Genomic DNA, 24237 nt, shown 5'->3' with positions numbered 1-24237 from the left:
CCTATTTTCTCAAGATATTCTCCAAATTGCTACCGATCCAATTGCCGGATTTAGGGTTATTCAGCCAAAGGGTGGCCACAAAGAAAGGCCGATAGATGGCATCATCCCCGACCGGAATGTTGCTGAACGTCCAAAGTCCCCCGGAAAAAAAATTGGGAGGCCGGGCCACATCCGCCATTTTTGGATTGTCGATCAGAAAAGGACGGTCATCCAGAACAAACTCGCCGGACAGCGTGCCCACATGCGCCAGAACCGCCAACAGAAACACCAGCAGTGCCGTGCCAAGCCAACCTCCGCGCCCAGTCCGGAAAAATTTTGTCACGCCGGCATCCATCATTCCTGAGAGGGAAGGATGGCAATGAACACATCCCGGGTATGCGGAATCTGGCGGTGAATGAGTTCCCGGAGCTGTTGGGTCTGCTGGTGGGCGACCAGGGTGGTCCAGATTGCCGGAACCCGCAGCGTCAGATTGATCTCCCAGGCATCCCCCAGTTTGCGACCCCGCAACATTTCCACGCTCACCTGTTCATGCCAGTTTTTGACCATTTGATGGATTTTTTCCATGACGTTGCCGGGCAAGGCGGCATCCATCAGACCATGGAAGCTTTCGGCGACAATCTCCAGACCCATTTTGATGATCAGGATGGAAACCAGGGTGGCCGCAATATGATCCGCAACCGCAATACCCAAAGCGGAGAGAAACAGGCCAATGGCCACCACGCCAAAGGAAAGGGCATCAGCGCGATTATCAGCGGCTGAGGCCTTGAGTATGGGGCTGTTGTTGCGCTCGCCGGCACAGCTTTGGAATCGGTGCATGATTTCGCTGGACGACAAACCAGCCAGGGCAGCCAAAATGGCAGGAAGTCCAGGTGATTCGACCAGGCGTTCGTTGATATGGCGGACATTCTCCGCAAGAAACAGGACAGATCCCGTACAAAGACCGACACCGATGATGCCCGATGCCAGAAACTGGAGTTTCCCAAAACCATAGGGAAAGGCCGGCGTGGGTCTCCAGGAGGCAATCTTCAGGCTGATGAAGGTCAGTCCCTTGGCCAGAAAGTCACCCAAGGCGTGAAGCGCCAGGGCATGCAACGCCATGCTGCCGGTGAACAAGCCCATGAGTCCCATGAAAAGGGCCTGCACCAGATTGACGATGATATCCAGGACAATGGCAAAGTCGCGACAGGACCGACATTGGGCGTCAATCATGGCGCAACGTCAATGGTGAATGCGCGTCCAGCCGAGCAGATGCGCCAGAATGGATCTGGTCAGCAGCCCGGCCAACAGGGCAATGAAAAAACCCAGAACAATCACCTTCAAGACGCGCCACAGCCATAGCATCCAGCCAGGATCTTTTGTTGGGATGCGACGACTTTTCGTCCACATGCCCTTCTCAATTTTTTTGGTAACTATCCGCACTCTGCATGAGTAAACGTTCGAAAAACTGGCCTTGATCATCGATTCGGCCATTTGGAAAACGTTTTTTTACGATCAGTTTGTCTGGCCATTTCTGCGTTGGAGATAATTGTAAACCCCGACGCCAACAACCGCCGTGGCCACTCCAGCCAGCAACAGCGGACCCCAGACCGTGAGGCCCACACCCAGACCGGTTCCTTTGGCAAGGGTCGAACCCATGGCCAGATTTTTGGCAGCGGCCCCGCCATGATCCCCTGGCGTGGCGGTCATGGCCACTGTCTGGGCCTTGACCCCGCCGGCGGTGGCACCGACCGGATTCCCCTGGAGGGGTGCCTTGGCAGGTGCTGTCTGGGCAGCGGGGGCAATTTTGGCCTCACCACGCAGCAATTCAATGGTCCCTGGCGTACCGGCCTTCAGGATGCCCTGGGTTTGCAGGGAAATGACCGTGGTCGATTTTCCGGCTCCGACTGTTTTTCCAGCACCTTCGATTTCGACCAACGGTATTTTGGCGGCAAGCAATGTCTGCCCACCTGTTGTACCGGCCTGTGCCGCTCCACCCTGCCCGACGGCTGCCTGGGCAGCCTGCAAACCCTCGATTTCAACCCCTTGCAGGAGAATCTTGGCTGGCACGCTCTGGCTGCCGGCAGCAGGGGTCAAGGGAGTCAAGGACGCCTTGCCGCCACCCAGTTTGGCAATCGCAAAACTTTTGCCGGTCAGCGTGGCAAGCTGGTCCGGGTTGGTGAGTTCGACAGTATTGGGCATTGTTCCCCTCCTCCATGATGAAAAACCACCCGTACCGGTTTCCGGCACAACGACCCCTGTTCAGGGTACAGGCACCCGCCCCGGATCATTCGCACATGGTATACCAGACCAGCGTGAAAAGCATCATTTACCGAAAACGATCCGCGCCACTTCGGGATATTTTTTGACGAAATGGACGGTAAACCCTTCGCGAATATGGTCTGGGACTTCGCCGTAATCCTTGCGGCAGGCATCGGGGAGAATCAGTTCCCGGATTCCGACCCGACGGGCAGCGATCACTTTTTCCCGGATACCACCGACGGCCAGGACCTGACCGGTCAGGGTGATTTCGCCGGTCATGGCAAGACGTCGGGGCACGGCCTCCTGCCGCATGAGCGACAGCAGCACGGTGGTCATGGTGATGCCCGCCGATGGACCATCCTTGGGTGTCGCCCCTTCGGGTACATGCAAATGGATGACTCCTTCAATGTTGCTGATCTCGCCATCCAGATTGTCGGCATGGGAAAGCAGGTAGCTGTGGGCAATCTGGGCGGACTCTTTCATGACATCACCCAGCGAACCGGTCAAGATAATGCTGTTTTTGCCGCCTTTTTCCGAACTGATCCGGACCGCTTCCACATCCAGGGTGGCCCCCCCCATGGCAGTCCAGGCCAGACCGGTCACGATGCCGATACCACTCAGGGGTTTTTCGTCCCGAAAATCGGGCTTGCCCAGGAAGGATTCCACGTCCTGCCGGTTGACCCGGATGGGTTTTTCGGCACCATCGAGGATACGCACTGCCGTTTTGCGGGCAATGGAACCAATTTTTTGCTCCAGACGCCGCACCCCGGCCTCCCGCGCATACCCGTCGATCATGGTACGCAGGGCATCGGTGGCAATGCGCAGGTCCACACGGGTCAGGCCATTTTTGACCAGTTGCTTGGGAATCAGATGATTGCGGGCAATGCGCAATTTTTCTTCGGCGATATAGCCGGAGAGACGGATCACTTCCATGCGGTCCAGAAGGGGACGGGGAATGGTATCCTGTTGATTGGCCGTGCAGATGAACAACACCTTGGACAGATCGAACCGGACATCGAGATAATGGTCCAGAAATTCGGTATTTTGTTCGGGGTCGAGGACTTCCAGCAGGGCCGAGGCGGGATCGCCCTGGTAACTGGCCCCGATCTTGTCCACTTCGTCGAGCATGATGATGGGATTGGCCACCTTGGTATGGCGAATGGCCTGGATGAACTTGCCGGGCATGGCCCCCACGTAGGTGCGACGATGGCCCTTGATTTCGGCTTCATCGCGCATGCCCCCCACCGAAAAACGATAAAATTGGCGTCCGACCGAACGCGCCACCGACCGGCCCACGGACGTCTTGCCCACGCCGGGCGGCCCCACAAGCAGAATGATGGAACCGCCAATCTCCCCTTTCAGTTTGCCAACGGCCAAAAATTCCAGAATACGTTCTTTCACATCGTCCAGACCGTCATGGTCGTCATCGAGGATGCGCCTGGCCCGTTTCAGATCCACCTTGTCCTTGGAGTGGACACCCCAGGGAAGCAAGGTCAGCCAGTCAAGATAGTTGCGGGTGACGCCATACTCGGAAGAACTGGTCTCCAAAACCCCCAGCTTGTCCATCTCCTCGCGGATGCGGTTTTGCGCCTCCTCCGACAGGGTCAATTTTTCGATGCGGCTCCGAAACCGTTCCAGATCGGCGGTCCGGTCATCCTTGGTAATGCCGAGTTCCTTCTGGATCTCCTTGAGCTGTTCCCGCAGGAAAAAATGGCGCTGGTTGTCGGAGATGCCCTCTTCCACCTGTTTGGAAATCTTGTCCTGGAGCTTGACAATCTCCAGCTCCTTCTTCAGCAGGGAGAGGACTTTTTCCATGCGGGTGATGATGGGCAGGGTTTCCAGGACCTCCTGGAGTTCTTCGCGGCTGGAACTGGTCATCGAGGCGACAAAATCCGCCAACCGGTTCGGCTCGCTGAAATTGTGGCGCGACAGGAACATTTTCACCTGTTCCTGGTAGAGCGAGTCGTATTTGAGAATCTCTTTCAGGGTGTTGATCACCGCCATGGTGTAGGGTTTCAGGGTATCCTGATCGAGCAGTTCCGTGGCGGTATTGTGGTGGATCACCCTGGCCCGCATGGGTCCATCGCCCGGAATGATCTCCGCAAGTTCAAAACGGGATATCCCTTCGGCCAGGAGTTTGACCTGCTTTTCCGGTTCGTTCAGGGCTGCTTCCAGAATACGCACCACGGTGCCAAACCGGAACAGTTTGTCCGGATTGTAAACCTCCTGCCCATCTTCGGCGCGACTCAGAATGATGCCGAACATTTTGCCGGGAGAGTCCAAGGCCCAGCGGATGGTTTCGTAATAGGGCGAGCCTTCCACCTGGATCGGCGTCAACATGCCCGGAAAAAACGGTCGGCCCCCCAAAGGATAGAGGACCAGCTCCGTGGGCAGAACATCTTCGATCCGGATTGGCGAGTTGGCACCATCGGATGACTCTGCACCGCTCTCCGCATCAGGACTGTTCTTTTCAGTCTCATCCGCAGACGAATCGGCAGAATCCGTGGCATCAGCGGATTTGGCAGGATCGGCAGGATCATCGGAATCGGAAGGGGGGGCAGCAGGAGGGGCTTTTTTGGGTGGTTTGTTGGCCATGAATGTTCCTTGGGGAAGTTGCTTACCTCATCTCCCCTGCTTGTCTGGATCAACAGTCAACAGGGTTATTCATGATCTTGAATATGGGGTGCCTCGCCTGATTCCGCAACCCCATACAACAGAAAAAAAACAAAACCTTGGGGAACGCCTCCCCAGACTCCCTCCTTGTTGATCATGTCACAAACAGGGAGTCTGGAAGAGGAATCGGCGTTTTCCCTGGTCTTTACTGTCCGGGACAAAAAAATGCGTCCGGATCAGGTCGCGTGACCACAACCACTGCCATCGGTTTTCGGGCTGAAGGAGTTGCCGCAGCCACAACTGCTGCCCGCATTCGGATTTTTGATCACGAAATGGGATCCGTTCAAATCATCGACAAAATCCACCTCGGCTCCCCGCAAATAATTGAGAGACATGGGGTCCACAAGCACACCGACACCATCCGACTCCAGCAGGAGGTCTTCACCATCCTGATTTTCGTCGAAGGTGAAGCCATACTGGAAACCGGAACAACCGCCGCCCGAAACAAAAATCCGCAATTTGAGTTTGGGATTGTTCTCTTCCTTGAGAAGGGAATCGAGCTTGCGGGTGGCATTCTGGGTCAAGGTCAAGGACATGGGGCAATCGCTCCTGAAAGTGGCCGTTGGATGGTGACGCTCGAAGGATACGTCACATCGTCGATTGTTGGAAACCCCATTGTAGCGCAATCACGCCTTGGAGCAATCGATAAGTTGCCCATGTGTCCGGGATCCGTCTTTCTCAGGCCTGTTCCGGCGTGTTGCCCCATGATAGAGTGAGATGTCGTTTGTGTGCCACGTGTGAGTGGGGCAACCCGATTTCATCCTGGTCTGACTACAGATAACCCGTGTACCATGAGACAGCAGTTCGGCTGGCATTCCCAGAAGGCCAAGGCCAATTGGCACAAACACGGCGTGACGTTCGAGCAAGGTGCCCAAGCGATTGGCGACAAGTTTGCAGTCGCCTGGATTGACGAGCGTGAAAATTACGGGGAAGAGCGCACGAATCTGGTTGGTTTGTGTGACAGTGTTCTTTTGCATGTGACCTACACAGAACGCCATGAACACATCTGGATCATTTCAGCACGGCGGGCAGAGCGACATGAGCAAGACGATTATTTCCGCGAAAATTCGCGCTGACGGTACAGTCGTTGAAATACTTGCCGATGGTAGCGAAAGAGATTTCCCTGAAATGCCCATGCGCCCCATGACTGAAGACGAAATTTCAGCGGCAGCAGCCACCGACCCCGATGCACGTCCCATGACTCCCGACCAATTGCAGCGTGCAAAGCGTATACCCCGCACCAAGACCTTGCGGCGTGCGCTTGGATTATCGCAAGAGGAATTTGCGCTACGCTATCACATTCCCATTGGGACGCTGAAAGATTGGGAGCAGGGACGTTCGGAGCCGGATCAACCGGTGCGCGCTTATCTTACTGTTATTGCAGGTGACCCGGAAGGGGTCTCACGCACCCTCGATGCTGTTCCCCGAAAATCGAGAAACTTCCCATGTTGACCGTGGATTGATTTTAACCAGAAACCTGGAAGCTCTCCGCAAACCCAACCCTGGAAATCTTCGACGCGATCCTTTTCTTGTCGAAAATGCCCATCCACACGACCACTCCCGTTCGCACCGTGCCATGATGGATGGGCGCAACTTTTCCGTGGTCAAAAATGCCCCATGCCCAGCAACGTGAAAGTTCAACCATGAGCAAAAAAAACCAGGCACCCGGTCCCAGCGGCTGGCTCGCCATGCACAAACCGGTGGGCATGAGTTCCTTCGGGGTGGTCAGTGCAGTCCGTCGTCTGACCGGCGCAAACAAGGCCGGACATGGTGGCACCCTGGATCCCTTTGCCGAAGGGCTGCTCCCCGTGGCCCTGGGCGAGGCGACCAAAACCCTCGCCATGGTCCTGGCCGGCGACAAAAAATACCGCTGCTGGATCCGCTTCGGCTCCGAAACGGATACCGGCGACAACCAGGGAAAGGTCGTGGCACAGGATGATCGTTGGCCCGCTCCAGATACCCTGGCCGCCGCCCTGCCCCACTTCAAAGGGGTGATCGCGCAGGTTCCGCCAGCCCACTCGGCCCTGCATGTGAACGGCGAGCGTGCCTACGCCCGGGCACGCCGAGGTGAAGAGGTGATCCTGGCCCCACGCCAGGTCCACATCCACCACCTGGAACTCGAACAATACGCCGAAGGTCTGGCTGTCCTCGCCGTTCATTGCGGCAAGGGAACCTACATGCGGGCACTGGCCCGGGACCTCGCGCACCATGTCGGTTGCCTGGGTTTTCTGGAACGTTTATTGCGCACGGAGACTTTGGGGTTTACCATGGGGGAGATCGTCACCCTGGACCAGTTGACCAGCAAGGTCGCCGAGGGACGATTGCAGGAAATTTTGTTGCCCGTGGATCGGGTACTGGACGACATCCCGGTACTGCGACTGCGGGCAGATGTCTGGCACCGTATCCAGAACGGACAGACGATCCAGGTTCCGGCAGCCACAAGCCAGGCCGGTCCCGTGCGTCTGCTGACTCCGGATGGCCGGTTCGGTGCCATCGGTCACCTTGACGAAACGACCGCTGGCGAGAATTGGCGTTCCTGTCGGCCACAACGGGTGTTCCAGATCGTCTGAATCCACCCCCGGCATACGGGCTCCACCACAATCCAGCCTAAAACAAGGAGAAGTTCGATGTCGATCACCCCGGAACGCAAAAAAGAAGTGATTTTGCAATTTGCCACCAAGGAGGGAGACACCGGTTCCCCGGAAGTGCAGGTGGCCCTGTTGACCGAACGCATCAACAATTTGACGGAACATTTGCGGATCAACCACAAGGATCACCACTCCCGGCGGGGTTTGTTGAAAATGGTGGGACTGAGACGGCGCCTCCTGGCCTATGTCCAAAAACAGGAGCTGAGCCGCTACCAGACTCTGATTCAACGCCTGAATCTGCGCAAATAGCCCTCCATCACATCCAACCTCCCTGGATACAACGACATGTTTGATATACATCGAAAAAGCCTTCCGTTCGGACCGGAGACCCTGACTCTGGAAACAGGACGGATCGCCCGGCAGGCCGACGGTGCCGTGCTGGTGACCTATGGTGAAACAGTGGTCCTGGTCACGGCCACGGCGGAAAAAAGCGAACGTCCCGGCATGGATTATTTTCCCCTGGGGGTTCATTATCAGGAAAAACACTGGGCTGCCGGACGCATACCGGGAGGATTCATCAAGCGGGAAACCCGTCCCTCGGAACGGGAAATTCTGACCTCGCGCCTCATCGACCGCCCCCTGCGTCCCCTCTTCCCCAAGGGATATCGCAACGATACCCAGGTCGTCGCCACCGTGATGTCCTATGATGGCATCAACTCGCCGGATATTCCGGCCATGGCCGGGGCCTCGGCGGCACTGGCCATCTCCGGAATTCCGTTCGATGGTCCCATCGGAGGGGCACGGGTCGCCTTCATCCATGACGCCTTCGTCCTGAATCCAACCCGCGAACAAATGCTGGAAAGCCGGCTGGATCTGGTGGTGGCCGGCAGCGCCGATGCCGTCACCATGGTCGAGTCGGAAGTCAAGTTCCTGACCGAAGAACAAATGCTGGACGCGGTCATGTTCGGCTTTGCCGGTTTTCAACCCGTGATCGCCGCCATCCGGGAACTGGCCGCCGCATGTGGCAAGCCCCGCTGGCCCGTCAAGGAAGTGCAGGAAGATGCCAGCCTGATGGCCCAGATCCGGGAACATTTTCTGCCCGATCTGCGCACGGCCTATGGGGTGCGGGAAAAGTTGAAACGTCAGGAGGCCGTGGGACAGGTGCGGGATCAGGCGGTGACCCGTTTTGCCGCAACACCCGTCGCCGATGGTCAAGGCGGTGATCGCAGCAATGAAATCAAGGATTTGTTCAAGCACCTGGAGTCCGAGGTGGTGCGGGAACAAATCCTGACCACCGGTCAGCGCATCGATGGCCGGAGTCTGACCGACATTCGGCCCATCCTGTGTGAAGTGGGAATCCTGCCCCGGGTCCATGGCTCGGCCCTGTTCACCCGGGGTGAAACCCAGGCCGTCGCTGTCGTGACCCTGGGTACCGGTCGCGATGAACAAATCGTCGAAAGCCTCGATGGCGAGGCCCGGGACAGTTTCTATCTGAACTATACGTTCCCGCCCTACAGTGTGGGTGAAACCGGGCGACTGGGGGCACCTGGCCGGCGCGAAATCGGCCATGGCAAGCTGGCCACCCGTGCCCTGGCAGCCATCCTGCCCACCTCCGAAGAGTTTCCCTACACCATGCGTGTCATCTCCGAAATCACCGAATCCAATGGTTCCTCATCCATGGCCACGGTGTGCGGTTCGGTGTTGTCCATGCTCGATGCCGGCATTCCCATCAAGGAATCCGTGGCCGGCATTGCCATGGGTCTGGTCAAGGAAAAGGATCGTTTTGCGATTCTCTCCGACATCATGGGGGATGAAGATCATCTGGGTGACATGGATTTCAAGGTGGCCGGCAATGAACGCGGCATCACCGCCTTGCAGATGGACATCAAGATCACCGGCATCAACCGGGAAATCATGGCCGTGGCCCTGCAACAGGCCCGGCAGGGACGGATTCACATCCTGGGTGAAATGGCCAAGGCCCTCTCCACGCCCCGCAGTGAACTCTCCATCCATGCCCCGCGCATCTTCACCATCAAGATCGATCCCGACAAAATCCGCGATGTCATCGGTTCCGGCGGCAAGGTAATCCGGGGCATCACCGAAGAGACCGGTTGCCAGATCGACATCCAGGATGACGGTACCATCAGCATCGCCTCCTCCGACGGCGAAAGCGCCCAGAATGCCGAAAACATCATTCGGCGCATTGTCGCGGACGTGGTCAAAGGTCAGGTCTATACCGGCAAGGTGGTGCGCATCACCGATTTCGGTGCCTTCGTCAACATTCTGCCCAACAAGGATGGACTCGTCCATATCTCCCAACTGGCCAATCGGCGCGTACAGAAGGTGACCGATGTGGTCAAAGAAGGGGATACGGTGCAGGTCAAGGTCCTCGACGTTGACCGCCAGGGCCGCGTCAAACTGACCATGAAGGAACTCGAAGAAGGAACCTGAAAAATTCTTTCAGTTCCGGTAGTATGCTATTGTAAACATCCTGGGGAGGTTGAAAACTCCCCGGGATTTTTTCTTGGAGGTTGTCCAAACCGCGTCCACTTTATGAATATGCAGTTTTGGAAAAAAAAATTGCCAAGAAATTTTTATTGGGGCGCTGCCCCAAACCCCGCCAGGAGGAAGGGCGCAGCCCTTCCTCCTGGACCTCCTTCCCAGTCTTTCATCATGAAAAACTGCCTGTTCGGCTTGATGATCGGGTTGTTTTTCACCGCCCTTTCCTGCCAGGCAGAAACAGAACTGGACTCCGGGTTGACCCACATCCTGCAACAGGCAGGGGTGGCAGGAAGTATTGTTCTGCTGGAGACCGATACCAATCGGGTCCGGGTCTCTGATACAACCCGCAGCCAGGAACGTTTTTTGCCAGCCTCGACTTTCAAGGTACCCCATGCACTCATTGCCCTGGAAACCGGTGTGGTGCAGGAGAATGAACTCTTCCCCTGGGATGGAACCCCCCTCCCCCTCAAAACCTGGGAAAAAGATCTGACCCTCAAAGAGGCCATGGCGGTCTCGTCCGTACCGGTTTTTCAACAGATTGCCCGCCGCATCGGTCTGCAACGCCTGGCAGAATGGGTCACCAGAATCGGCTATGGCAACCATGAAATTGGTGAAAAGGTCGATCAATTTTGGTTGGAAGGTCCCCTGGCCATCTCCCCCCTGGAACAGGCCCAGTTCATGGCCCGTCTGGCCCAGAACCAGCTCCCTTTTGCAAAACAATCCCTGGAGAGCGTGCGCCGTCTCATCCCCCAGGAACAGCTCGGGGATGCCCATCTTTTTGGCAAAACCGGCTGGGCCGCGGCAGCCAAACCGATGATCGGCTGGTATGTCGGCTGGTTGGAAACCCAGGGGACAATCGTGGCCTTCGCTGTCAATATCCCCATGCAATCCCTGGAAGATGCCCCCCTCCGCAAATCCCTGGCCATGACTGCATTGCGTTATTCGGGAGCATTGGCAACAATGTAGTCCATCCCCGAGGTTTCCACTCAACGCCCGAACTGGATTTTTTTCGAAATTGATTTGACCATGAAATCAAAAATCTACGTGGAAACAAGTATTGTCAGCTATCTGGCTGCTCGTCCCAGCCGTGACTTGATTGTGGCAGCCCACCAGCAAATTACCGCCACATGGTGGCACGAACAAAGCAGCCACTTTGACCTGTATGCCTCTGAACTGGTGATACAAGAAATCAGTGCTGGCAACCACGATGCTGTTGCCAGACGATTGGTACTTCTAGAAGGTTTACCAACTCTGACCATCAATGAAGATGCGTTGACTCTGGCCAAACATTTGGTGCAATATGGAGCTGTTCCCCTGATTGCCGGTAACGATGCCCTTCATATCGCCATTGCTACCGTACAAAATATGGATTTTCTGCTGACCTGGAATTGCAAACATATCGCTAACGCAGTTATGCGATATAAAATTGAAAAAACATGTCGCGGGCTAAACTTTGAACCTCCAACCATCGCCACACCTGAACAATTTTTGGAGGAGTAGCCATGTGGAAAGATCCAATTATTGAAGAAATCCGCAAGACTCGTGAGGAATATGCCAGCCGGTTCAATTACGACCTGGACGCTATTTATAAGGATCTTAAACGATCTGAAAAAGAGTCAGGTCGAAAAACTGTTACCTTCAGACCCAGACCTGCCCAAAAAATCGATAAAATTGGCTGCGAAGCAGAAAAGCCTGACTCTTCTGTCGGTGACTGAAATGATGATCAAGGTCTGAACTACCTTCCCCCACGGCCATGACTCAACAAAAGAGACATATTATCAAGCTTCCAATGCCGCCTGAACAGAACCCCCATAAAAATATCATAGAATAATTGTATATTGCTCCGACTGCATTGATCAAACGGCAGAGCCTTGCGCAAAGCCAAGGTTTTTTTCGCCGTATTCCAACTCCGCAGCAGTCGATTTCCCTTGGCAACCCCGGCCAGAATCATGGGATGAACCGACAGGTATAAAATGCATTTTTTATTATTGAATAAATAAGCCAGTTTTGGCATGAGATCATATTCGTAGCCTTCAATATCTATTTTATAAAAAACATCGCCTGCCAACACATCTGCCGCAACCAAGTTATCCAATCTGTCGGATGAAATTTTCTGAAATTCGGCAGCACCCGCAACGTCGATGAAAGATGACATGGAATCGCCAAAAGCGGTTTTCTTGTAAAGGCACCTGTCGCTCTTCTGAAAATCAATGGCCAGATTGAACAGCTCGACATTTTCTATATTGTTGTTTGCAACATTTTTTTTCAGCTCGGCAAAGGCAACGGCATCCGGTTCGAAGGCATAGACTTTCCGACATTTTCTGCTGGCATAGAGCGTCGTGGGACCAATCCAGGCACCAATATCCACGGTGACCATATTTTCGTTGAGACAAGTATCAAAAGTTTGCAATGTTTCCGGTTCCCATTGGCCACGGTTCACCCGGTTCCAAAATTTTTCATAGAGGGGATTGTCAATACCACAAATAAACTGTTGCTGGTGCATCGTGAACGCGGCATTTTTTGGACTGGTCGAAGGATCCGTCATGGCCATCACCCAAACTCCGTCTGCATGATCCTGCTTGAAAGATATCGGAAATTTTCTCCCTGACCATGAATTTGTCAAATCAGGTCGCCGTTTTTTTCCCCAGGTCAACACAGGGTTGATTACCGCAATAACCGTGGCAAAAAATATAAAATTATTGTAGATTCAAGCAAAGGAGGAATTCAATATGACGACAATCGCCTTTGATACGCTCAAATACGTCAAAACTCTCAGGGCAGCCGGTTTCGAGGAGAGACAGGCCGAAGGGTTGGCCGAGGCCCAGGCCGAAGTGTTTGATCACAACCTGGAGGAACTCACCACCAAACGGGATCTTCGGGAATTGGACACAAAGTGGGAAACCCGGTTCAAGGAGTTGGAGCTACGTATTGCCGCCGAAATAGCCCCCCTCAAGTGGGGCGTGGCGGTTTGTGTGGCTGGCATCACGGCTCTCCTCATCAAATCCGTTTTCCCGCATTGATGCCTGCATTGTAGCGCACCCTGCCTCGGTTCCCCGCAAAAACTGTTTTGTCTTGCATCAGATTGAATCCATCTCCAGATTGAATCCACGAAAAACAAAGACCCCGGTGCATGAATCCACCGGGGTCCGTGTCTTGTCATGTGCGGGTCTGAAAACGGGCTGTGAAACTTCAGTGTACCCGTGCCCAGATGCGTTTTTTGACTGCGTAGAGCATGACCGTCCAGACGATCAAAAACAGGATGACCTTGTGCCCGGTGGATTTTCTTTCCGGGGCGGTAGGCTCGGCGGCCCAGGCCAGGAAGGTCACGACGTCGCGGGACATTTGCGGCAAGGTGCTTTCGGTGCCGTCGGTATACTCCACCTGTTTGTCGGAAAGGGGTTGTGGCATGGAAAAAAAGTTGCCTGGAAAGTAGCGGTTGAACTGATCGCCTTTGTTGATGCGGCTCAGCGTCTCCATGACCTTGTCTTTTTGATGCGGGTCCAGGTGCAGGCGGCTGGCCACTTCCTTGAGTTCCTCGTCGGAGAGTGCATTGTCTGCCATGACCCGCTTGGCCAGTTCGGCCTCTTCGGGTTTGATATAGCCGACCAGGATGGCATAGAGATAATCCTCATAACCCTTGCGGGCCTTGGTCATGAGGGAAAGATCCGGGGGAACGATGCCAAAAGACTCCTTGGCGGCAGCCGGTTCCATGGCGGACATCATTTTATCTTTTTTGGTCCGACCCTGGGCCGAGGCCATTTTGTCGATTTCCGCTTCGGAGAAGCCGAACGCACGCAGGGAATCGAACTTGATGTATTTGATGGAGTGGCAACTGAGGCAGACCTCGGCGGCCACTTTGGCTCCCCGTTTCAGGACCTTGTTGTCGAACTGGCCGAAGATGCCCGTGAACCCCCACTCCTGTTTGGGCAGGGGTGTACCTCCCGAGGAGGCGAACAGTGACTGGGGAATGATCATGGCCGTGGCGATGAAAACGGCCTTGATGGTTTGTGTGCGATTCATGATTGCTCCCTCCTCCCCTCAAAGGCTCTTGGGCAATGGCCGGGGTTTTTCGATGCCTGTGACGGTGATGAACCAGAGCAACAGGAAGTAGCTGAAGTAGACGGCGGTGCCGGCACGACCCACATAGACGATGGGCATTCCGCCGAGAACCGTGGCATCCGCCGGATTGTAGCCGACCCATCCCAGGATGAAGTTGTCAACCACGAAGATCCAGAACAGGACCCGGCTGATGGGACGGTAGCGAAAAGAGCGGGCCGGGGAACGATCCAGGAACGGGAGCAGGAACAGAATGGCGATGGCACCACCCATGGCAATGACCCCTGCCAGTTTGCTGAACGAACCCAAAAAGTCGATGGAGCGCAGGATGGCATAGAAAGGCAGGAAGTACCACTCCGGTACGATGTGCGGCGGAGTCTGCATGGGGTTGGCTTCAATATAGTTGTCCGGCTCCAGGAAAAAATTGGGGGAGTAGAAGACAAAGATACAGAAGACGATCAAAAAGACCCCCACACCGTAGAGATCCTTGATGGTGAAGTAGGGATGGAAAGGAATGGTGTCCTTGTGTTCCAGATCGATACCATCTGGATTGTTGGAATGGACGGCATGCAAAGCCCAGAGATGGAGGACCACCAGGCCCAGAACCGCAAATGGCAACAGGAAATGGAGGACAAAGAAACGATTGAGGGTCGGATCGCCGACAGAGAAACCACCCCAGACCCAGACCACCAGATCTTCACCGGCCACGGGGACCGCTGAAACCAGGTTGGTGATGACCGAGGCACCCCAGTAGGACATCTGGCCCCAGGGAAGGACATAACCCATGAAGGCGGTGGCCATCAGAACGAAGAAAATGATGACACCGAACCACCAGAGAATTTCCCGGGGTTTGCGGTGCGATCCGTAGTACATGCCACGCAACATGTGAATGTAGATCATCACAAAGAAGGCCGTGGCACCATTGGCATGGAGGTAACGGAGCAACCAGCCCCAGTTGACATCCCGCATAATATGTTCGACAGAGTCGAACGCCTTGAGGGCATCGGGTTTGTAGTGCATGGCCAGGAACAGACCCGTGGCCAGTTGGATGATCAGAACGAACAGGGCCAGGGAACCAAAATTCCACCAATAGTTCAGATTTTTCGGGGTGGGATATTCGGTAGCTTGACTTTTGATGAGGTCGCTGACGGGCAAACGCGCATCGACCCATTCCATGATAAACTTGAACACGGGTTGGCCTCCTTCAACTCAACCGGACCGCCATCAGGCGACCGCCTTGCCGATTACAAGGGTCTGTGCATCCTTGAATTCGTAATGCGGCACGGGAAGATTTTTGGGTGCGGGACCTTTCCGGATGCGCCCGGAGGTATCGTAGTGGGATCCATGGCAGGGGCAGAGGAAGCCGCCATAGTCCCCGGTACCGACGGGTTGCGGGACGCAACCCAGGTGTGAACACAGCGCCACGACGACCAGCCACTCCGGCTTGTGAGTACGGGCAGAATCCTTTTCCGGTTCAGTCATTTGAGCGCTGTCATCACTCTGAGCAGCCTTGATCTGAGCGGCGGTACGATGCAGAATGAAAACGGGTTTTCCCTGCCAGGGAACCGTGATCATCTGGCCCTCTTCGATGCTCTTGATGTCCACCTCGGTCGTGGCCTGGGCCAAAACATCGGCGGAAGGACTCCAGGACCGGATGAACGGCCAGCAGGCTGCGGCTGTGCCTGCAACTCCCATCGCACTGGTGGCCAGGATCAGAAAGTCCCGGCGATTTTCTTCTTGCTGGATGACCATGGGTTCCATTGACCTCCCCGTGAGGTATACGAAAGGCTGTTGGGGGATTTTGACTCCCGGAAAGCTCCTGTTGACTTTTCTGGATCTTGAAAAATGTGGAAAAGATTCATAAGAAGAGGCTAATATTTCAGATTACGCGAGTAGCGTCAAGCCTCCATGATCAATAAACAGGCAACGCAGCGAACGAGGGAACACGTGGTCAGCGATGCGGCAAAGTTGGGCACAGAAACGGTCCGGGGGACGCCACCCCCTTTCCATATTATTCTCCTGCGTCCAGAGATTCCGCCCAATACCGGCAACATCATGCGCTTGTGTGCCGTGACCGGGGCCATGCTGCATCTGGTGGGACCTTTGGGGTTCCGTCTGGATGCGGCGGCGGTCCGACGGGCAGGCATGGATTACCGTCACCTGAATCCGGTCCGGCGATATGACGACTGGCCCGGCTATTGGGCCGAACATCCCGTGGACACCCCTCTATATGCCGTCTCGACCCGTGGCAAAAAATCCTACACCGACTGTACTTTCGTTCCGGGAGATCGCTTTTTGTTCGGCTCCGAAGGTTCGGGCCTGCCTGCGGAGCTTTTGGCGCAGTTTCAGGCCGGACTGATCCGCATTCCCATGCTGCACGCCGTGCGCAGCCTGAATCTGGCCAATGCCGTCTCGGTGGTGCTGTATGAAGCCTTGCGCCAAAACGGTTTCACCGGCCTGATCTGACCTCCCACCAGGCAGATCCACCCCTGTCCCCACCGGGGATGAATGTTCCAACCACCTTCCCTGTTTTCAATTCATTGTAACCATTCAGAACCCCTTCATAAAAAGGATTTGACATGGAAGACTTTGTTGGGGCTCCGCCCCAAACCCCGCCAAGAGGAAGGGCACAGCCCTTCCTCCTGGACCTCCTTCCCAGTTTTTCAAACGTTTACTAAAATAGGGGGGCTGAATAGTTACCTTGTTTTTTCATCCACCGGCCAAATCCTGTGGATCGTTGGCAGGCTCGGCAGATCCGCCGGCGGGCTTGATGGCACTTCCCCCCCGCCGATAGTGTCCATACCCTGCCATGACCTGGTCACGGAGCATGGAATCCGGAACAAATTTTGCCGTCAGACGATGTGCCCCTTCAATGCACCAGGGAGCCAGACGTGACCGATGCAAAGCCGCTGCTGATGGGGGATCAAAAGAGAGCCACACCATGCCAGCAGTCAAAAGGATGACAATGCCCCGTCCAACGCCCCACCCTACCGCCAACAATCGACTGAATGGAGACAATTCCACCTGACCAGACAGGCGATTCACCACCCAGTGCGTGACGGTCAAAGGTAACTTGATGCCCATGAAAATCACCAGAAAGGCAACGGTACCTGCCAGACCGGCATGACCATGGGACTTCAGATAGGGTACCAGGCGCGGTTCCAGCAAACCGGCCAACATCATCGCCAGCACCAGGGAAACGACCCAACCCAGCAGGATCACCAATTCCCGTTTGCTGCCACGCAACACTGAAAAAAGGATGGAAAAGCCTACCACCCACAACAACAGATAATCGATGCCGTTCATAGATCGAGTCTTTCCATGGCTTCCTCCACCGTATCGACCCCATCCAGGGTCATGGGGAGGTTGTCGGGTAGATTGTTGCGACACTTGGTTGGCAGAATGCAGCGTGTAAAACCGAGTTTGGCGGCTTCCTTGATGCGGGTTGCCGCATGACCGACAGTCCGGATTTCGCCTGCCAGGCCCATTTCACCCATGATCACCAGACCCGGATCAATTCCCAGGTTGCGATGGGATGCGTACAGAGAGGCCGCTGCCGCGAGATCCGCCGCCGGTTCAGTCACTCGGAAACCTCCTGTTACATTCAAAAAAATGTCATGGTTGAACAGGCCAAGCCCCAGACGTTTTTCCAGCACCGCCGTCAACATGGCCAGACGGTTGGCATCCAGACCCAGGGTCGTGCGCCGTGGCATGGCAAGGGAACTGGGTGCCACCAGGGATTGAATCTCCACCAGCACGGGCCGACTCCCCTCCACCCCCGGGAAAACCACCGATCCCGCCGCACCCCGTTTGCGCTCGGACAGAAACAGCTCCGACGGGTTCGGCACCTCATGCAAACCTGAATCCCGCATTTCAAAAACCCCGATTTCGTTGGCCGCCCCAAAGCGGTTTTTGACGGCCCGCAAAATCCGATAATTATGTCCCCGTTCTCCCTCGAAATAGAGAACCGTATCGACCATGTGTTCCAGAATGCGCGGACCGGCAATCTGACCTTCCTTGGTCACATGTCCTACCAGAAACACGGCCATGCCTCGTTGTTTGGCTTCCATGATCAAGCGGGCGGCACACTCCCGGACCTGCACGACTGTTCCGGCTGCTGCCGGATAGGCATCGCTGGCCAGGGTCTGGATGGAATCGACCACCAGGACCGTCGGCTCCTTGGCCGCGACCGCCTGCAACACCCCTTCCAGACGATTGTTCATGGCAACCCATAAAAAATCCTCCACCAGACGCATGCGTTGGGCGCGCAATTTGATCTGGACCAGAGACTCTTCCCCGGATGCATAAAGAACCCTGTTCCGGGTTGAAAGACGCGCCAAGGCTTCCAACAACAACGTGGATTTGCCGATGCCCGGATCCCCACCGATCAGGATTACCGACCCCGGAACCAATCCACCTCCCAGGACCCGATCCAGTTCGACCATGCCGACCAGCAGCCGGGCATCCTCACCCATGACCACCTGTGCCAACAGCACCGGGCCGTCACCCCCAGCCGCTTCCATCCCTCCTGGACGTTCCGTGTGTCCTTTTTCCACCGTGAACGCTTTGAGACTGTTCCACGCCCCGCACGCCCCGCACTTGCCTTCCCAACGGAGTTGTTCGGCACCACAGGCATCACAGAGAAACCGCTGCTTCAATCGTCCCATTTTCTTGATTTCATTTCTCGCCTTTCGGTGGATGAAGCGTCTGCAACGTACCCGACGTTGCCGACGCATGTGCCGGATGCAGAGTCAATACCCGGGTTTCCACGCCCAGACGTCCACGCAGATCCCTGGCCATCTGGTTTGCTTCGTCAATTTTGGCAAAGGGACCAACCAGAACCTGAATTCTTGGCCGGCCATCCTCGACCCCACTGCGCCAATAATCCACGGTATTAATACCAAGTAATTGACGGTGCAACCGCCGCGCCTGCATGGGATCCACGAATGAGCCAACCAGAACCTCATACCGACCCCAACCGGGAATGGGCGGCATGTTGACCACGGACTGGATCGTGGCAAAGGGTGAAACCAGTAATGGCCTGGGTGCCGGCTGCACGCCCACCACAGAAGCCTCGGCATCCTCCACCATGGGAACCGTGATCCGGTATCGCTCGTTCAGTCCCCAGAGAACGCCGACGGCCACACACCATCCCAACAAGGACCATACCAGCGATTTTCCCAAACGATCCCATATTTTGGAGCGCAATGCCTTTTTGGTCCGCTGCGCCTTGTTCCGACAAACCAGACCCACGCCGCGCAAATTTTCCATGCGACCCATGGGTGCCAATGCATAGGGCTTTTTTCCATACCAGACCGCTTCCAGACCGGATTCGGCCCGCTGAGCCGGTTCTGGTTTGGCATCCTCATCAGGCAAACCGGCCCGGATTCGAGCAGGCAGCGTCATGGGTTTCGCACTCCTGTCAGGCATACCGCTCCTGTCAGGCATACCGGTCCGGCCTTGCAGTCTTTCCGCAACCATGGCGGACACGTCAATCCGGCTTTGCATCCGGGGCATGATCCCGTCAGGCACGGCAACCTGCTCTGGGGCTTCGATCCTGCCGGACACGGCAACCCGGATCTGGTCATTTTCGGCAGAAAACTCATTCAAGACAGGCACCACGCCGCCATCCAGACTCAGGTCAAGACCGAAACCTGCATCCACACAGACACGACGCCCGTCCTGTTCATCCAATAACGGCTCTGCCCTGGCTTCCCTTGCTTCACCCATGCCTGTCTCGCATTTGTCAGTCGAAGAGACAAACCGATCAACCGCTGCTCCTGCCCGATGAGACCTGCCGGTCAATCAGCACTGCTGCCTGGTGAAGAAGCAAAATCGATGCCTGTTTTATTAAATCATGCCACCCTGTCCGTGCCACTCCGCAGATAGCGGCGCGGCAGACGCCGACCCAGGGCACAAATCACCTCATAGGGAATGGTGCCAAGCCAGGTTGCCATCTCTTCGATGTCGATCAATTCGGCCCCATCGGCACCCAGCAGGGTGACAGGCGTTCCCACTTCGACAAACGGCAAATCGGTGACATCCACCGTGATCAGATCCATGCAGACCCGCCCCACCACCGGTACCCGTCGCCCGGCAACCAGCACCTGCCCCCGATTGCCCAGCCGACGGTTGTAACCATCCCCATAGCCAACCGGTACCTGGGCCAGACGGGAAGGCCGGGTCGTGGTAAAAGAGTGTCCATAACTCACAGAGGTGCCACTCGGCATGGAACGCAATTGGATGATCCGGCTGCGCCAGGTCACCACGGGCCGCAAACCCGTATCCCGCCAACTCTCCGCCGGATAGAACGGCGATGCCCCATACAGCATGATTCCCGGACGCACCCAATGGAAACGGGTCGCGGCATGTCCCAGCAATCCGGCACTATTGGCCAGGGAAACCCGCAAACCCCGTCTTGCCACGTCGGGATGGGCCAGGAGATTCTGCATGACGGCCAGTTGGCGGGCGGTTTCCGGGCGTTGTCTCTCATCGGCACAGGCCAGATGCGACACCAGGCCCACCACCTGCACCCGTTCCCCCAAACGATCCAGGGCCGCCAAAAACGCCAGAAGATCCTCGGGTGGAATCCCGATGCGTCCCATGCCCGTATCCACCTTGACATGCACCCGCAAGGGTCGTTCCAGAGTGGCCGCAGCCAGGATTTGCAGATCGTTGCCCGGCTCGTACAAAAAGGGTTCCAGATCCAGGGCTGCGGCCTGTTCCGCACAGGCCCCGCTCAATCCGGAAAAGAGCGCCACCGGACCTTCGATGCCAGCTTCCCGCAGCGCCACGCCCTCTTCCAAAAGTGCCACACAAAGCCCGGCAGCGCCGGCACTCCGCAAGGCCCGCGCCACCGGCACCGACCCCAGACCATAGCCGTCCGCCTTGACCACCGGCCAGACGTCCACGTCAGGGCCGACACTTCGTTGCGCCACCCGATAGTTGTGTGCCACCGCCCCGAGATCCACCTCGACCCAGGTTGGCCGCAATGGGGGACCACTTTCTTTAGTTATTGATTGATTTTGCATGATTTTCAAACTTGGTAAACTTGTGAAGGAAGGTCAGGGGCACGGCCCCGGTCGGCCCGTTGCGCTGCTTGGCCACATTCACCTCGGCGCGTCCCGCCAGGGAAGGATCGTCGGGTTTGTAATACTCCTCACGAAAGACAAACATCACCACGTCCGCATCCTGTTCGATGCTGCCCGATTCACGCAGATCCGACAGGATAGGTCGATGATCGGTGCGACTCTCCGGCGACCGCGACAGTTGCGAGACCGCCACCACCGGCACCGACAACTCCTTGGCTATGGCCTTGAGTCCCTGGCTGATCTGGGAAATTTCCTGGACACGATTTTCAACCTGATTCGAGCCGCGCATCAGCTGGAGGTAGTCCACGATGATCAAATCCACCCCTTTTTCTTTCCGCAAGCGTCGTGCCTTGGAACGCAATTCCGATACCGACAAAGCCGACGTGTCATCAATATAGATGGCGGTCTCCGACAGCCGGGCCGCAGCCTGGATCAACCGGCCATATTCGTCATCATTGAAACGTCCGGTCCGCAATGCCTGGGCATCCACCCGGGAGGTTGCCGACAGCAAGCGCATCACGAGCTGTTCCTTGGACATTTCCAGGGAAAAAATGCCCACGGACTTCTGGTGATCCATGGCCGCATTGGCGGCAAAATTCAAGGCCAGACTGGTCTTGCCCATGGCGGGCCGCCCAGCCACGATCACCAGATCCGATTTTTGCAATCCGGTCAGCTTTTCATCCAGATCCTTGTATCCGGTCGGCACCCCGGTCACCGAGACCCGCCGATCCATCAAACTTTCCAGATGCTCCAGGACCTGTCGCACCACCGGCTTCATCTCAAAATAGCCGCTGCGCCGCTGATCCTTGCTTTCGGCCACTCCGAATATGCGTTGTTCGGCCTCGTCCAGGATGGTCTCCACCTGTTCGCGACCTTCGTAAACCAGATCCACCACGGCAGTGGCCTGGCGCGCCAACTCCCGCAACACCGATTTGTCGTGGACCAGTTGCGCATAGGCCTTGGCATTGGCCGTGGATGGCACCGTATTGACGAGTTCTGCCAGATACCCGGAACCACCCACCGTATCCAGGTCCGCATTTTTTTCCAGATGCTGCCGCAACAAGACCGGATCGGCAGGCTGTCCCCGTTCCAGCAGGGTCAGGATGCCCTGATAGGCAACCCGATGCGCCCCCACATAAAAATCATCGGGTTCCAGAATGTCCGCCACCTGATCCACGACGGTGTTGTCCAGAAGGATTGCGCCCAGAACCGATTGTTCCGCTTCCAGGGAATAGGCAGGCCGGCGTTGATGGTCTTTCCGGGAGGGGGGTCTGCCGCCATGGGTGTCCGAATCGGCATCCAGATACCCGGGATCATCCGGTGCCTGGATGGGCATGGCGTTGGGGTCTTCCATGGGAACCTCTTCCTTGAGAATGTTTCCAGCACGAATCGCTCACCCAGTCTCACCCAGATCCGACTCCCGGACAAGGATACGCGGCATCCACGCTCCCAGGAATGCGGTGGCATCCAGTTTCCGGACATCACACCTTTCATCCCAAACAATCAAAACCATCAATCCACTTTCCATTCGGAAATTTTTTCCAGATACTGTCAGGTGACGAGTCTGGATTGGGTTCTTCATTGATTCAGCTTTCAACTTCACGATTTAAATTTCAGATTTTAACAAACCGGCTTTCTCCCCATCGGCATCTGGTACGATACAGAAAACACACCATGCAACCATCGACCCACGACAGCAGCAAGACAGGAGAGTTGCACCTCGGTCACCGCAAACGGTTGCGCAACCGTTTCCTGAGCGAGGGCATCGACCAGTTCGAGCCCCATCAGGCATTGGAACTGTTGCTGTTTTACGCCTTGCCGCGCCGGGATACGAATGACCTTGCCCATGTGTTGCTGCGCCGTTTCGGCACACTTTCTGCGGTTCTCGAAGCCGATCCCCAGGATTTGGCCTCAATTCCCGGCATTGGCGAAAATGCCGCCGCCTTTCTCTCCCTGTTGCCGCAGATCACCCGTTATTATCTGCGGGATCGTGCCTGTCGGAACCAGGCCCCCCTGAACACCCCCGAAGCCACCCAACAATATCTGGTTCCCCTCATGGCCGGTCGGACGGAGGAGGTTTTTTATCTTCTTTGTCTCGACAACCGCTTTCGCCTGATCTACCCCGCTCTCATCAATCGCGGCACGGTCAAAGGGGTCCTCGTGGGGCCGCGTCTGGTGGTGGAAACCGCCCTGCGCCACAAGGCAGCCGCCGTGATCCTCTGCCACAATCACCCCTCCGGACACCTCACGCCATCCCCCCAGGATGTGCAGTTTACCCGACTCATCCAACAAACCATGATTCCCATTGGCATCCAGGTCGTCGATCACATCATCGTCGCCGAAGAACAAATTTTCAGTTTTATCCAGAATCGCCTTTTGGATTCAGAATGAATTGCCAAAAAAATCAGCGCATGATACAATGCGTATATTCCTCTTTTTCCACGTAACACGCATCCACGGAAAAAAAAATGCAATTTTATATCCAAATACCGGACGAGCTTGAAAGCAGAATCCAAAAAATAGAAGATAAACAAGGTTACATCATAGATGCCATCAGGGAACGTCTGGCAAGAGACAATTCAGATTATAATCAATGGGCCATTGAAGAAATAAAAAGCGGTCTTAAAGAAGCAGAACGTCACGAATTTGTAACAAATGAAGAAATAATAAATACATTTAAAAAATACGGAGTTGAGTTTGAGGGTTAAAATAACACGGAGAGCCAATATAAATATTGACTCCATCGGCGAATATATTTTACAAGAAAATCCAGAAGCAGCAAATAAGGTCATGAATCACATATATTAAGATGATCAAGTCTATCAAAACAAATGAACATATCGGAGTTCCTGGACGAGTACATGGAACCCGTGAAATATTTTCAGGAAAATATAAATATGTTGTCATTTACAGAATAAAATCTGATGAAATACAGATTCTGCGCATTTTACATACATCAAGAAAATACCCTTGAATACACTCTGCCTTATTGCCTGTCCCGTCCCTGGAAAACATCCTCCAGCGCTGTGGCATCCAGGATATTTTCTGTCCACATATCCAGCGTTTCCAGATTGGCGCTGGCCAATCTG

Annotated in this window: 28 protein-coding genes; 13 read left to right on the top strand and 15 right to left on the bottom strand. The window is 55.6% G+C overall.

Annotated elements, in window-relative coordinates; all coding sequences use genetic code 11:
- Window position 1: 1 nt before the first annotated feature.
- The 6 genes from HQL65_13845 to erpA all read right to left on the bottom strand — a co-directional run bounded on the left by HQL65_13845 (window position 2) and on the right by erpA (window position 5447).
- Window positions 2-322, bottom strand: coding sequence for a hypothetical protein (locus HQL65_13845; protein ID MBF0137316.1), 321 nt, complete (start codon window positions 320-322; stop codon window positions 2-4).
- Window positions 323-333: 11 nt separating this feature from the next.
- Window positions 334-1209 carry a cation transporter gene (locus HQL65_13840; GenBank protein ID MBF0137315.1) on the bottom strand — a complete coding sequence of 292 codons (876 nt, stop codon included), beginning with the start codon at window positions 1207-1209 and terminating at the stop codon, window positions 334-336.
- A 9-nt stretch (window positions 1210-1218) separates the two neighbouring features.
- Window positions 1219-1386 carry a hypothetical protein gene (locus tag HQL65_13835; GenBank protein MBF0137314.1) on the bottom strand — a complete coding sequence of 56 codons (168 nt, stop codon included), beginning with the start codon at window positions 1384-1386 and terminating at the stop codon, window positions 1219-1221.
- 105 nt (window positions 1387-1491) lie between these two features.
- Window positions 1492-2178 (bottom strand): hypothetical protein, encoded by a 687-nt coding sequence (locus HQL65_13830; GenBank protein MBF0137313.1) that lies wholly within the window; start codon window positions 2176-2178, stop codon window positions 1492-1494.
- Between the two features lie 123 nt (window positions 2179-2301).
- On the bottom strand, window positions 2302-4833 hold the full coding sequence (gene lon / locus HQL65_13825) for an endopeptidase La (GenBank protein MBF0137312.1): 2532 nt from the start codon (window positions 4831-4833) through the stop codon (window positions 2302-2304).
- Window positions 4834-5087: 254 nt separating this feature from the next.
- Window positions 5088-5447: an iron-sulfur cluster insertion protein ErpA gene (gene erpA / locus HQL65_13820; GenBank protein MBF0137311.1), complete on the bottom strand. Its 360-nt coding sequence runs from the start codon at window positions 5445-5447 to the stop codon at window positions 5088-5090.
- A 255-nt stretch (window positions 5448-5702) separates the two neighbouring features.
- Here erpA and HQL65_13815 point away from each other — a divergent pair, with 255 nt between their 5' ends.
- From HQL65_13815 to HQL65_13780, 8 genes are all read left to right on the top strand, one after another.
- Complete coding sequence (locus HQL65_13815; GenBank protein MBF0137310.1) at window positions 5703-5987, top strand: BrnT family toxin; 285 nt, start codon at window positions 5703-5705, stop codon at window positions 5985-5987.
- A gap of 67 nt (window positions 5988-6054) precedes the next feature.
- Entirely contained in the window at window positions 6055-6363 is a 309-nt protein-coding gene (locus tag HQL65_13810; protein ID MBF0137309.1) for a helix-turn-helix domain-containing protein, read from the top strand.
- Window positions 6364-6554: 191 nt separating this feature from the next.
- A complete protein-coding gene (gene truB, locus HQL65_13805) occupies window positions 6555-7481 on the top strand; it encodes a tRNA pseudouridine(55) synthase TruB (protein ID MBF0137308.1) in 927 nt (308 codons plus the stop codon).
- Between the two features lie 57 nt (window positions 7482-7538).
- Entirely contained in the window at window positions 7539-7808 is a 270-nt protein-coding gene (rpsO, locus tag HQL65_13800; GenBank protein ID MBF0137307.1) for a 30S ribosomal protein S15, read from the top strand.
- Window positions 7809-7844: 36 nt separating this feature from the next.
- Window positions 7845-9950 (top strand): polyribonucleotide nucleotidyltransferase, encoded by a 2106-nt coding sequence (pnp, locus tag HQL65_13795; GenBank protein ID MBF0137306.1) that lies wholly within the window; start codon window positions 7845-7847, stop codon window positions 9948-9950.
- A gap of 222 nt (window positions 9951-10172) precedes the next feature.
- The gene (gene blaOXA / locus HQL65_13790) at window positions 10173-10967 is read left to right on the top strand and encodes a class D beta-lactamase (protein ID MBF0137305.1); all 795 of its coding nucleotides are present in this window, start codon (window positions 10173-10175) and stop codon (window positions 10965-10967) included.
- Between the two features lie 60 nt (window positions 10968-11027).
- Complete coding sequence (locus tag HQL65_13785; GenBank protein MBF0137304.1) at window positions 11028-11501, top strand: type II toxin-antitoxin system VapC family toxin; 474 nt, start codon at window positions 11028-11030, stop codon at window positions 11499-11501.
- A 2-nt stretch (window positions 11502-11503) separates the two neighbouring features.
- Complete coding sequence (locus HQL65_13780; protein MBF0137303.1) at window positions 11504-11716, top strand: hypothetical protein; 213 nt, start codon at window positions 11504-11506, stop codon at window positions 11714-11716.
- A gap of 20 nt (window positions 11717-11736) precedes the next feature.
- Here the strand turns inward: HQL65_13780 and HQL65_13775 are convergent, their stop codons facing one another.
- The gene (locus HQL65_13775) at window positions 11737-12552 is read right to left on the bottom strand and encodes an FkbM family methyltransferase (GenBank protein MBF0137302.1); all 816 of its coding nucleotides are present in this window, start codon (window positions 12550-12552) and stop codon (window positions 11737-11739) included.
- 178 nt (window positions 12553-12730) lie between these two features.
- Between HQL65_13775 and HQL65_13770 the strand changes: the two genes are divergently transcribed.
- Window positions 12731-13021: a DUF1640 domain-containing protein gene (locus tag HQL65_13770; GenBank protein ID MBF0137301.1), complete on the top strand. Its 291-nt coding sequence runs from the start codon at window positions 12731-12733 to the stop codon at window positions 13019-13021.
- Window positions 13022-13190: 169 nt separating this feature from the next.
- Here the strand turns inward: HQL65_13770 and HQL65_13765 are convergent, their stop codons facing one another.
- Genes HQL65_13765 through petA form a run of 3 tightly spaced genes read right to left on the bottom strand, consistent with a single transcriptional unit; the run spans window position 13191 to window position 15818 of the window.
- Window positions 13191-14021: a hypothetical protein gene (locus HQL65_13765; protein ID MBF0137300.1), complete on the bottom strand. Its 831-nt coding sequence runs from the start codon at window positions 14019-14021 to the stop codon at window positions 13191-13193.
- A gap of 18 nt (window positions 14022-14039) precedes the next feature.
- Window positions 14040-15233, bottom strand: a complete 1194-nt coding sequence (locus tag HQL65_13760; GenBank protein ID MBF0137299.1) for a cytochrome b/b6 — start codon at window positions 15231-15233, stop codon at window positions 14040-14042.
- A gap of 48 nt (window positions 15234-15281) precedes the next feature.
- Window positions 15282-15818 carry a ubiquinol-cytochrome c reductase iron-sulfur subunit gene (gene petA, locus HQL65_13755; GenBank protein ID MBF0137298.1) on the bottom strand — a complete coding sequence of 179 codons (537 nt, stop codon included), beginning with the start codon at window positions 15816-15818 and terminating at the stop codon, window positions 15282-15284.
- A gap of 147 nt (window positions 15819-15965) precedes the next feature.
- Between petA and HQL65_13750 the strand changes: the two genes are divergently transcribed.
- Window positions 15966-16523 (top strand): tRNA (cytidine(34)-2'-O)-methyltransferase, encoded by a 558-nt coding sequence (locus HQL65_13750; GenBank protein MBF0137297.1) that lies wholly within the window; start codon window positions 15966-15968, stop codon window positions 16521-16523.
- Window positions 16524-16766: 243 nt separating this feature from the next.
- Here HQL65_13750 and HQL65_13745 read toward each other — a convergent pair whose 3' ends face one another.
- The 5 genes from HQL65_13745 to dnaB form a co-directional block, all read right to left on the bottom strand.
- Window positions 16767-17363: a CvpA family protein gene (locus HQL65_13745; GenBank protein MBF0137296.1), complete on the bottom strand. Its 597-nt coding sequence runs from the start codon at window positions 17361-17363 to the stop codon at window positions 16767-16769.
- Complete coding sequence (gene radA, locus HQL65_13740) at window positions 17360-18724, bottom strand: DNA repair protein RadA (GenBank protein MBF0137295.1); 1365 nt, start codon at window positions 18722-18724, stop codon at window positions 17360-17362. Before radA ends, HQL65_13745 begins: the two co-directional genes overlap by 4 nt.
- 10 nt (window positions 18725-18734) lie before the next feature.
- Window positions 18735-19787, bottom strand: coding sequence for an SPOR domain-containing protein (locus HQL65_13735; protein ID MBF0137294.1), 1053 nt, complete (start codon window positions 19785-19787; stop codon window positions 18735-18737).
- A gap of 125 nt (window positions 19788-19912) precedes the next feature.
- Window positions 19913-21088, bottom strand: a complete 1176-nt coding sequence (gene alr / locus HQL65_13730) for an alanine racemase (protein MBF0137293.1) — start codon at window positions 21086-21088, stop codon at window positions 19913-19915.
- Window positions 21066-22484 (bottom strand): replicative DNA helicase, encoded by a 1419-nt coding sequence (gene dnaB / locus HQL65_13725; GenBank protein ID MBF0137292.1) that lies wholly within the window; start codon window positions 22482-22484, stop codon window positions 21066-21068. Before dnaB ends, alr begins: the two co-directional genes overlap by 23 nt.
- Window positions 22485-22822: 338 nt before the next feature.
- On the opposite strand from dnaB, the gene radC reads away from it, so the two are divergent.
- The 3 genes from radC (at window position 22823) to HQL65_13710 (ending at window position 24122) form a co-directional block, all read left to right on the top strand.
- Window positions 22823-23539: a DNA repair protein RadC gene (gene radC, locus HQL65_13720; protein ID MBF0137291.1), complete on the top strand. Its 717-nt coding sequence runs from the start codon at window positions 22823-22825 to the stop codon at window positions 23537-23539.
- Between the two features lie 77 nt (window positions 23540-23616).
- Entirely contained in the window at window positions 23617-23856 is a 240-nt protein-coding gene (locus tag HQL65_13715; GenBank protein ID MBF0137290.1) for a hypothetical protein, read from the top strand.
- Between the two features lie 101 nt (window positions 23857-23957).
- Window positions 23958-24122 (top strand): type II toxin-antitoxin system RelE/ParE family toxin, encoded by a 165-nt coding sequence (locus tag HQL65_13710; GenBank protein MBF0137289.1) that lies wholly within the window; start codon window positions 23958-23960, stop codon window positions 24120-24122.
- Window positions 24123-24237 lie beyond the last annotated feature (115 nt).

The sequence above is a fragment of the Magnetococcales bacterium genome (assembly GCA_015228935.1).
In the GTDB taxonomy this organism is placed as follows: domain Bacteria; phylum Pseudomonadota; class Magnetococcia; order Magnetococcales; family DC0425bin3; genus HA3dbin3.
This window is presented reverse-complemented; position numbering and strand designations above follow the sequence as displayed.

Excerpts from the sequence above, each read along its gene's own strand:
- pnp (MBF0137306.1), top strand. The coding sequence starts at position 7,845 with ATGTTTGATATACATCGAAAAAGCCTTCCGTTCGGACCGGAGACCCTG.
- HQL65_13750 (MBF0137297.1), top strand. The coding sequence starts at position 15,966 with ATGATCAATAAACAGGCAACGCAGCGAACGAGGGAACACGTGGTCAGC.
- truB (MBF0137308.1), top strand. The coding sequence starts at position 6,555 with ATGAGCAAAAAAAACCAGGCACCCGGTCCCAGCGGCTGGCTCGCCATG.
- HQL65_13780 (MBF0137303.1), top strand. The coding sequence starts at position 11,504 with ATGTGGAAAGATCCAATTATTGAAGAAATCCGCAAGACTCGTGAGGAA.
- erpA (MBF0137311.1), bottom strand. The coding sequence starts at position 5,447 with ATGTCCTTGACCTTGACCCAGAATGCCACCCGCAAGCTCGATTCCCTT.
- dnaB (MBF0137292.1), bottom strand. The coding sequence starts at position 22,484 with ATGCCCATCCAGGCACCGGATGATCCCGGGTATCTGGATGCCGATTCG.
- HQL65_13775 (MBF0137302.1), bottom strand. The coding sequence starts at position 12,552 with ATGGCCATGACGGATCCTTCGACCAGTCCAAAAAATGCCGCGTTCACG.
- HQL65_13715 (MBF0137290.1), top strand. The coding sequence starts at position 23,617 with ATGCAATTTTATATCCAAATACCGGACGAGCTTGAAAGCAGAATCCAA.
- HQL65_13735 (MBF0137294.1), bottom strand. The coding sequence starts at position 19,787 with ATGGGTGAAGCAAGGGAAGCCAGGGCAGAGCCGTTATTGGATGAACAG.
- HQL65_13770 (MBF0137301.1), top strand. The coding sequence starts at position 12,731 with ATGACGACAATCGCCTTTGATACGCTCAAATACGTCAAAACTCTCAGG.
- HQL65_13815 (MBF0137310.1), top strand. The coding sequence starts at position 5,703 with ATGAGACAGCAGTTCGGCTGGCATTCCCAGAAGGCCAAGGCCAATTGG.
- alr (MBF0137293.1), bottom strand. The coding sequence starts at position 21,088 with ATGCAAAATCAATCAATAACTAAAGAAAGTGGTCCCCCATTGCGGCCA.
- HQL65_13745 (MBF0137296.1), bottom strand. The coding sequence starts at position 17,363 with ATGAACGGCATCGATTATCTGTTGTTGTGGGTGGTAGGCTTTTCCATC.
- HQL65_13840 (MBF0137315.1), bottom strand. The coding sequence starts at position 1,209 with ATGATTGACGCCCAATGTCGGTCCTGTCGCGACTTTGCCATTGTCCTG.
- blaOXA (MBF0137305.1), top strand. The coding sequence starts at position 10,173 with ATGAAAAACTGCCTGTTCGGCTTGATGATCGGGTTGTTTTTCACCGCC.
- HQL65_13765 (MBF0137300.1), bottom strand. The coding sequence starts at position 14,021 with ATGAATCGCACACAAACCATCAAGGCCGTTTTCATCGCCACGGCCATG.
- HQL65_13835 (MBF0137314.1), bottom strand. The coding sequence starts at position 1,386 with ATGTGGACGAAAAGTCGTCGCATCCCAACAAAAGATCCTGGCTGGATG.
- radA (MBF0137295.1), bottom strand. The coding sequence starts at position 18,724 with ATGGGACGATTGAAGCAGCGGTTTCTCTGTGATGCCTGTGGTGCCGAA.
- petA (MBF0137298.1), bottom strand. The coding sequence starts at position 15,818 with ATGGAACCCATGGTCATCCAGCAAGAAGAAAATCGCCGGGACTTTCTG.
- rpsO (MBF0137307.1), top strand. The coding sequence starts at position 7,539 with ATGTCGATCACCCCGGAACGCAAAAAAGAAGTGATTTTGCAATTTGCC.
- HQL65_13785 (MBF0137304.1), top strand. The coding sequence starts at position 11,028 with ATGAAATCAAAAATCTACGTGGAAACAAGTATTGTCAGCTATCTGGCT.
- HQL65_13810 (MBF0137309.1), top strand. The coding sequence starts at position 6,055 with ATGACTGAAGACGAAATTTCAGCGGCAGCAGCCACCGACCCCGATGCA.
- lon (MBF0137312.1), bottom strand. The coding sequence starts at position 4,833 with ATGGCCAACAAACCACCCAAAAAAGCCCCTCCTGCTGCCCCCCCTTCC.
- radC (MBF0137291.1), top strand. The coding sequence starts at position 22,823 with ATGCAACCATCGACCCACGACAGCAGCAAGACAGGAGAGTTGCACCTC.
- HQL65_13760 (MBF0137299.1), bottom strand. The coding sequence starts at position 15,233 with ATGGAATGGGTCGATGCGCGTTTGCCCGTCAGCGACCTCATCAAAAGT.
- HQL65_13830 (MBF0137313.1), bottom strand. The coding sequence starts at position 2,178 with ATGCCCAATACTGTCGAACTCACCAACCCGGACCAGCTTGCCACGCTG.
- HQL65_13710 (MBF0137289.1), top strand. The coding sequence starts at position 23,958 with ATGATCAAGTCTATCAAAACAAATGAACATATCGGAGTTCCTGGACGA.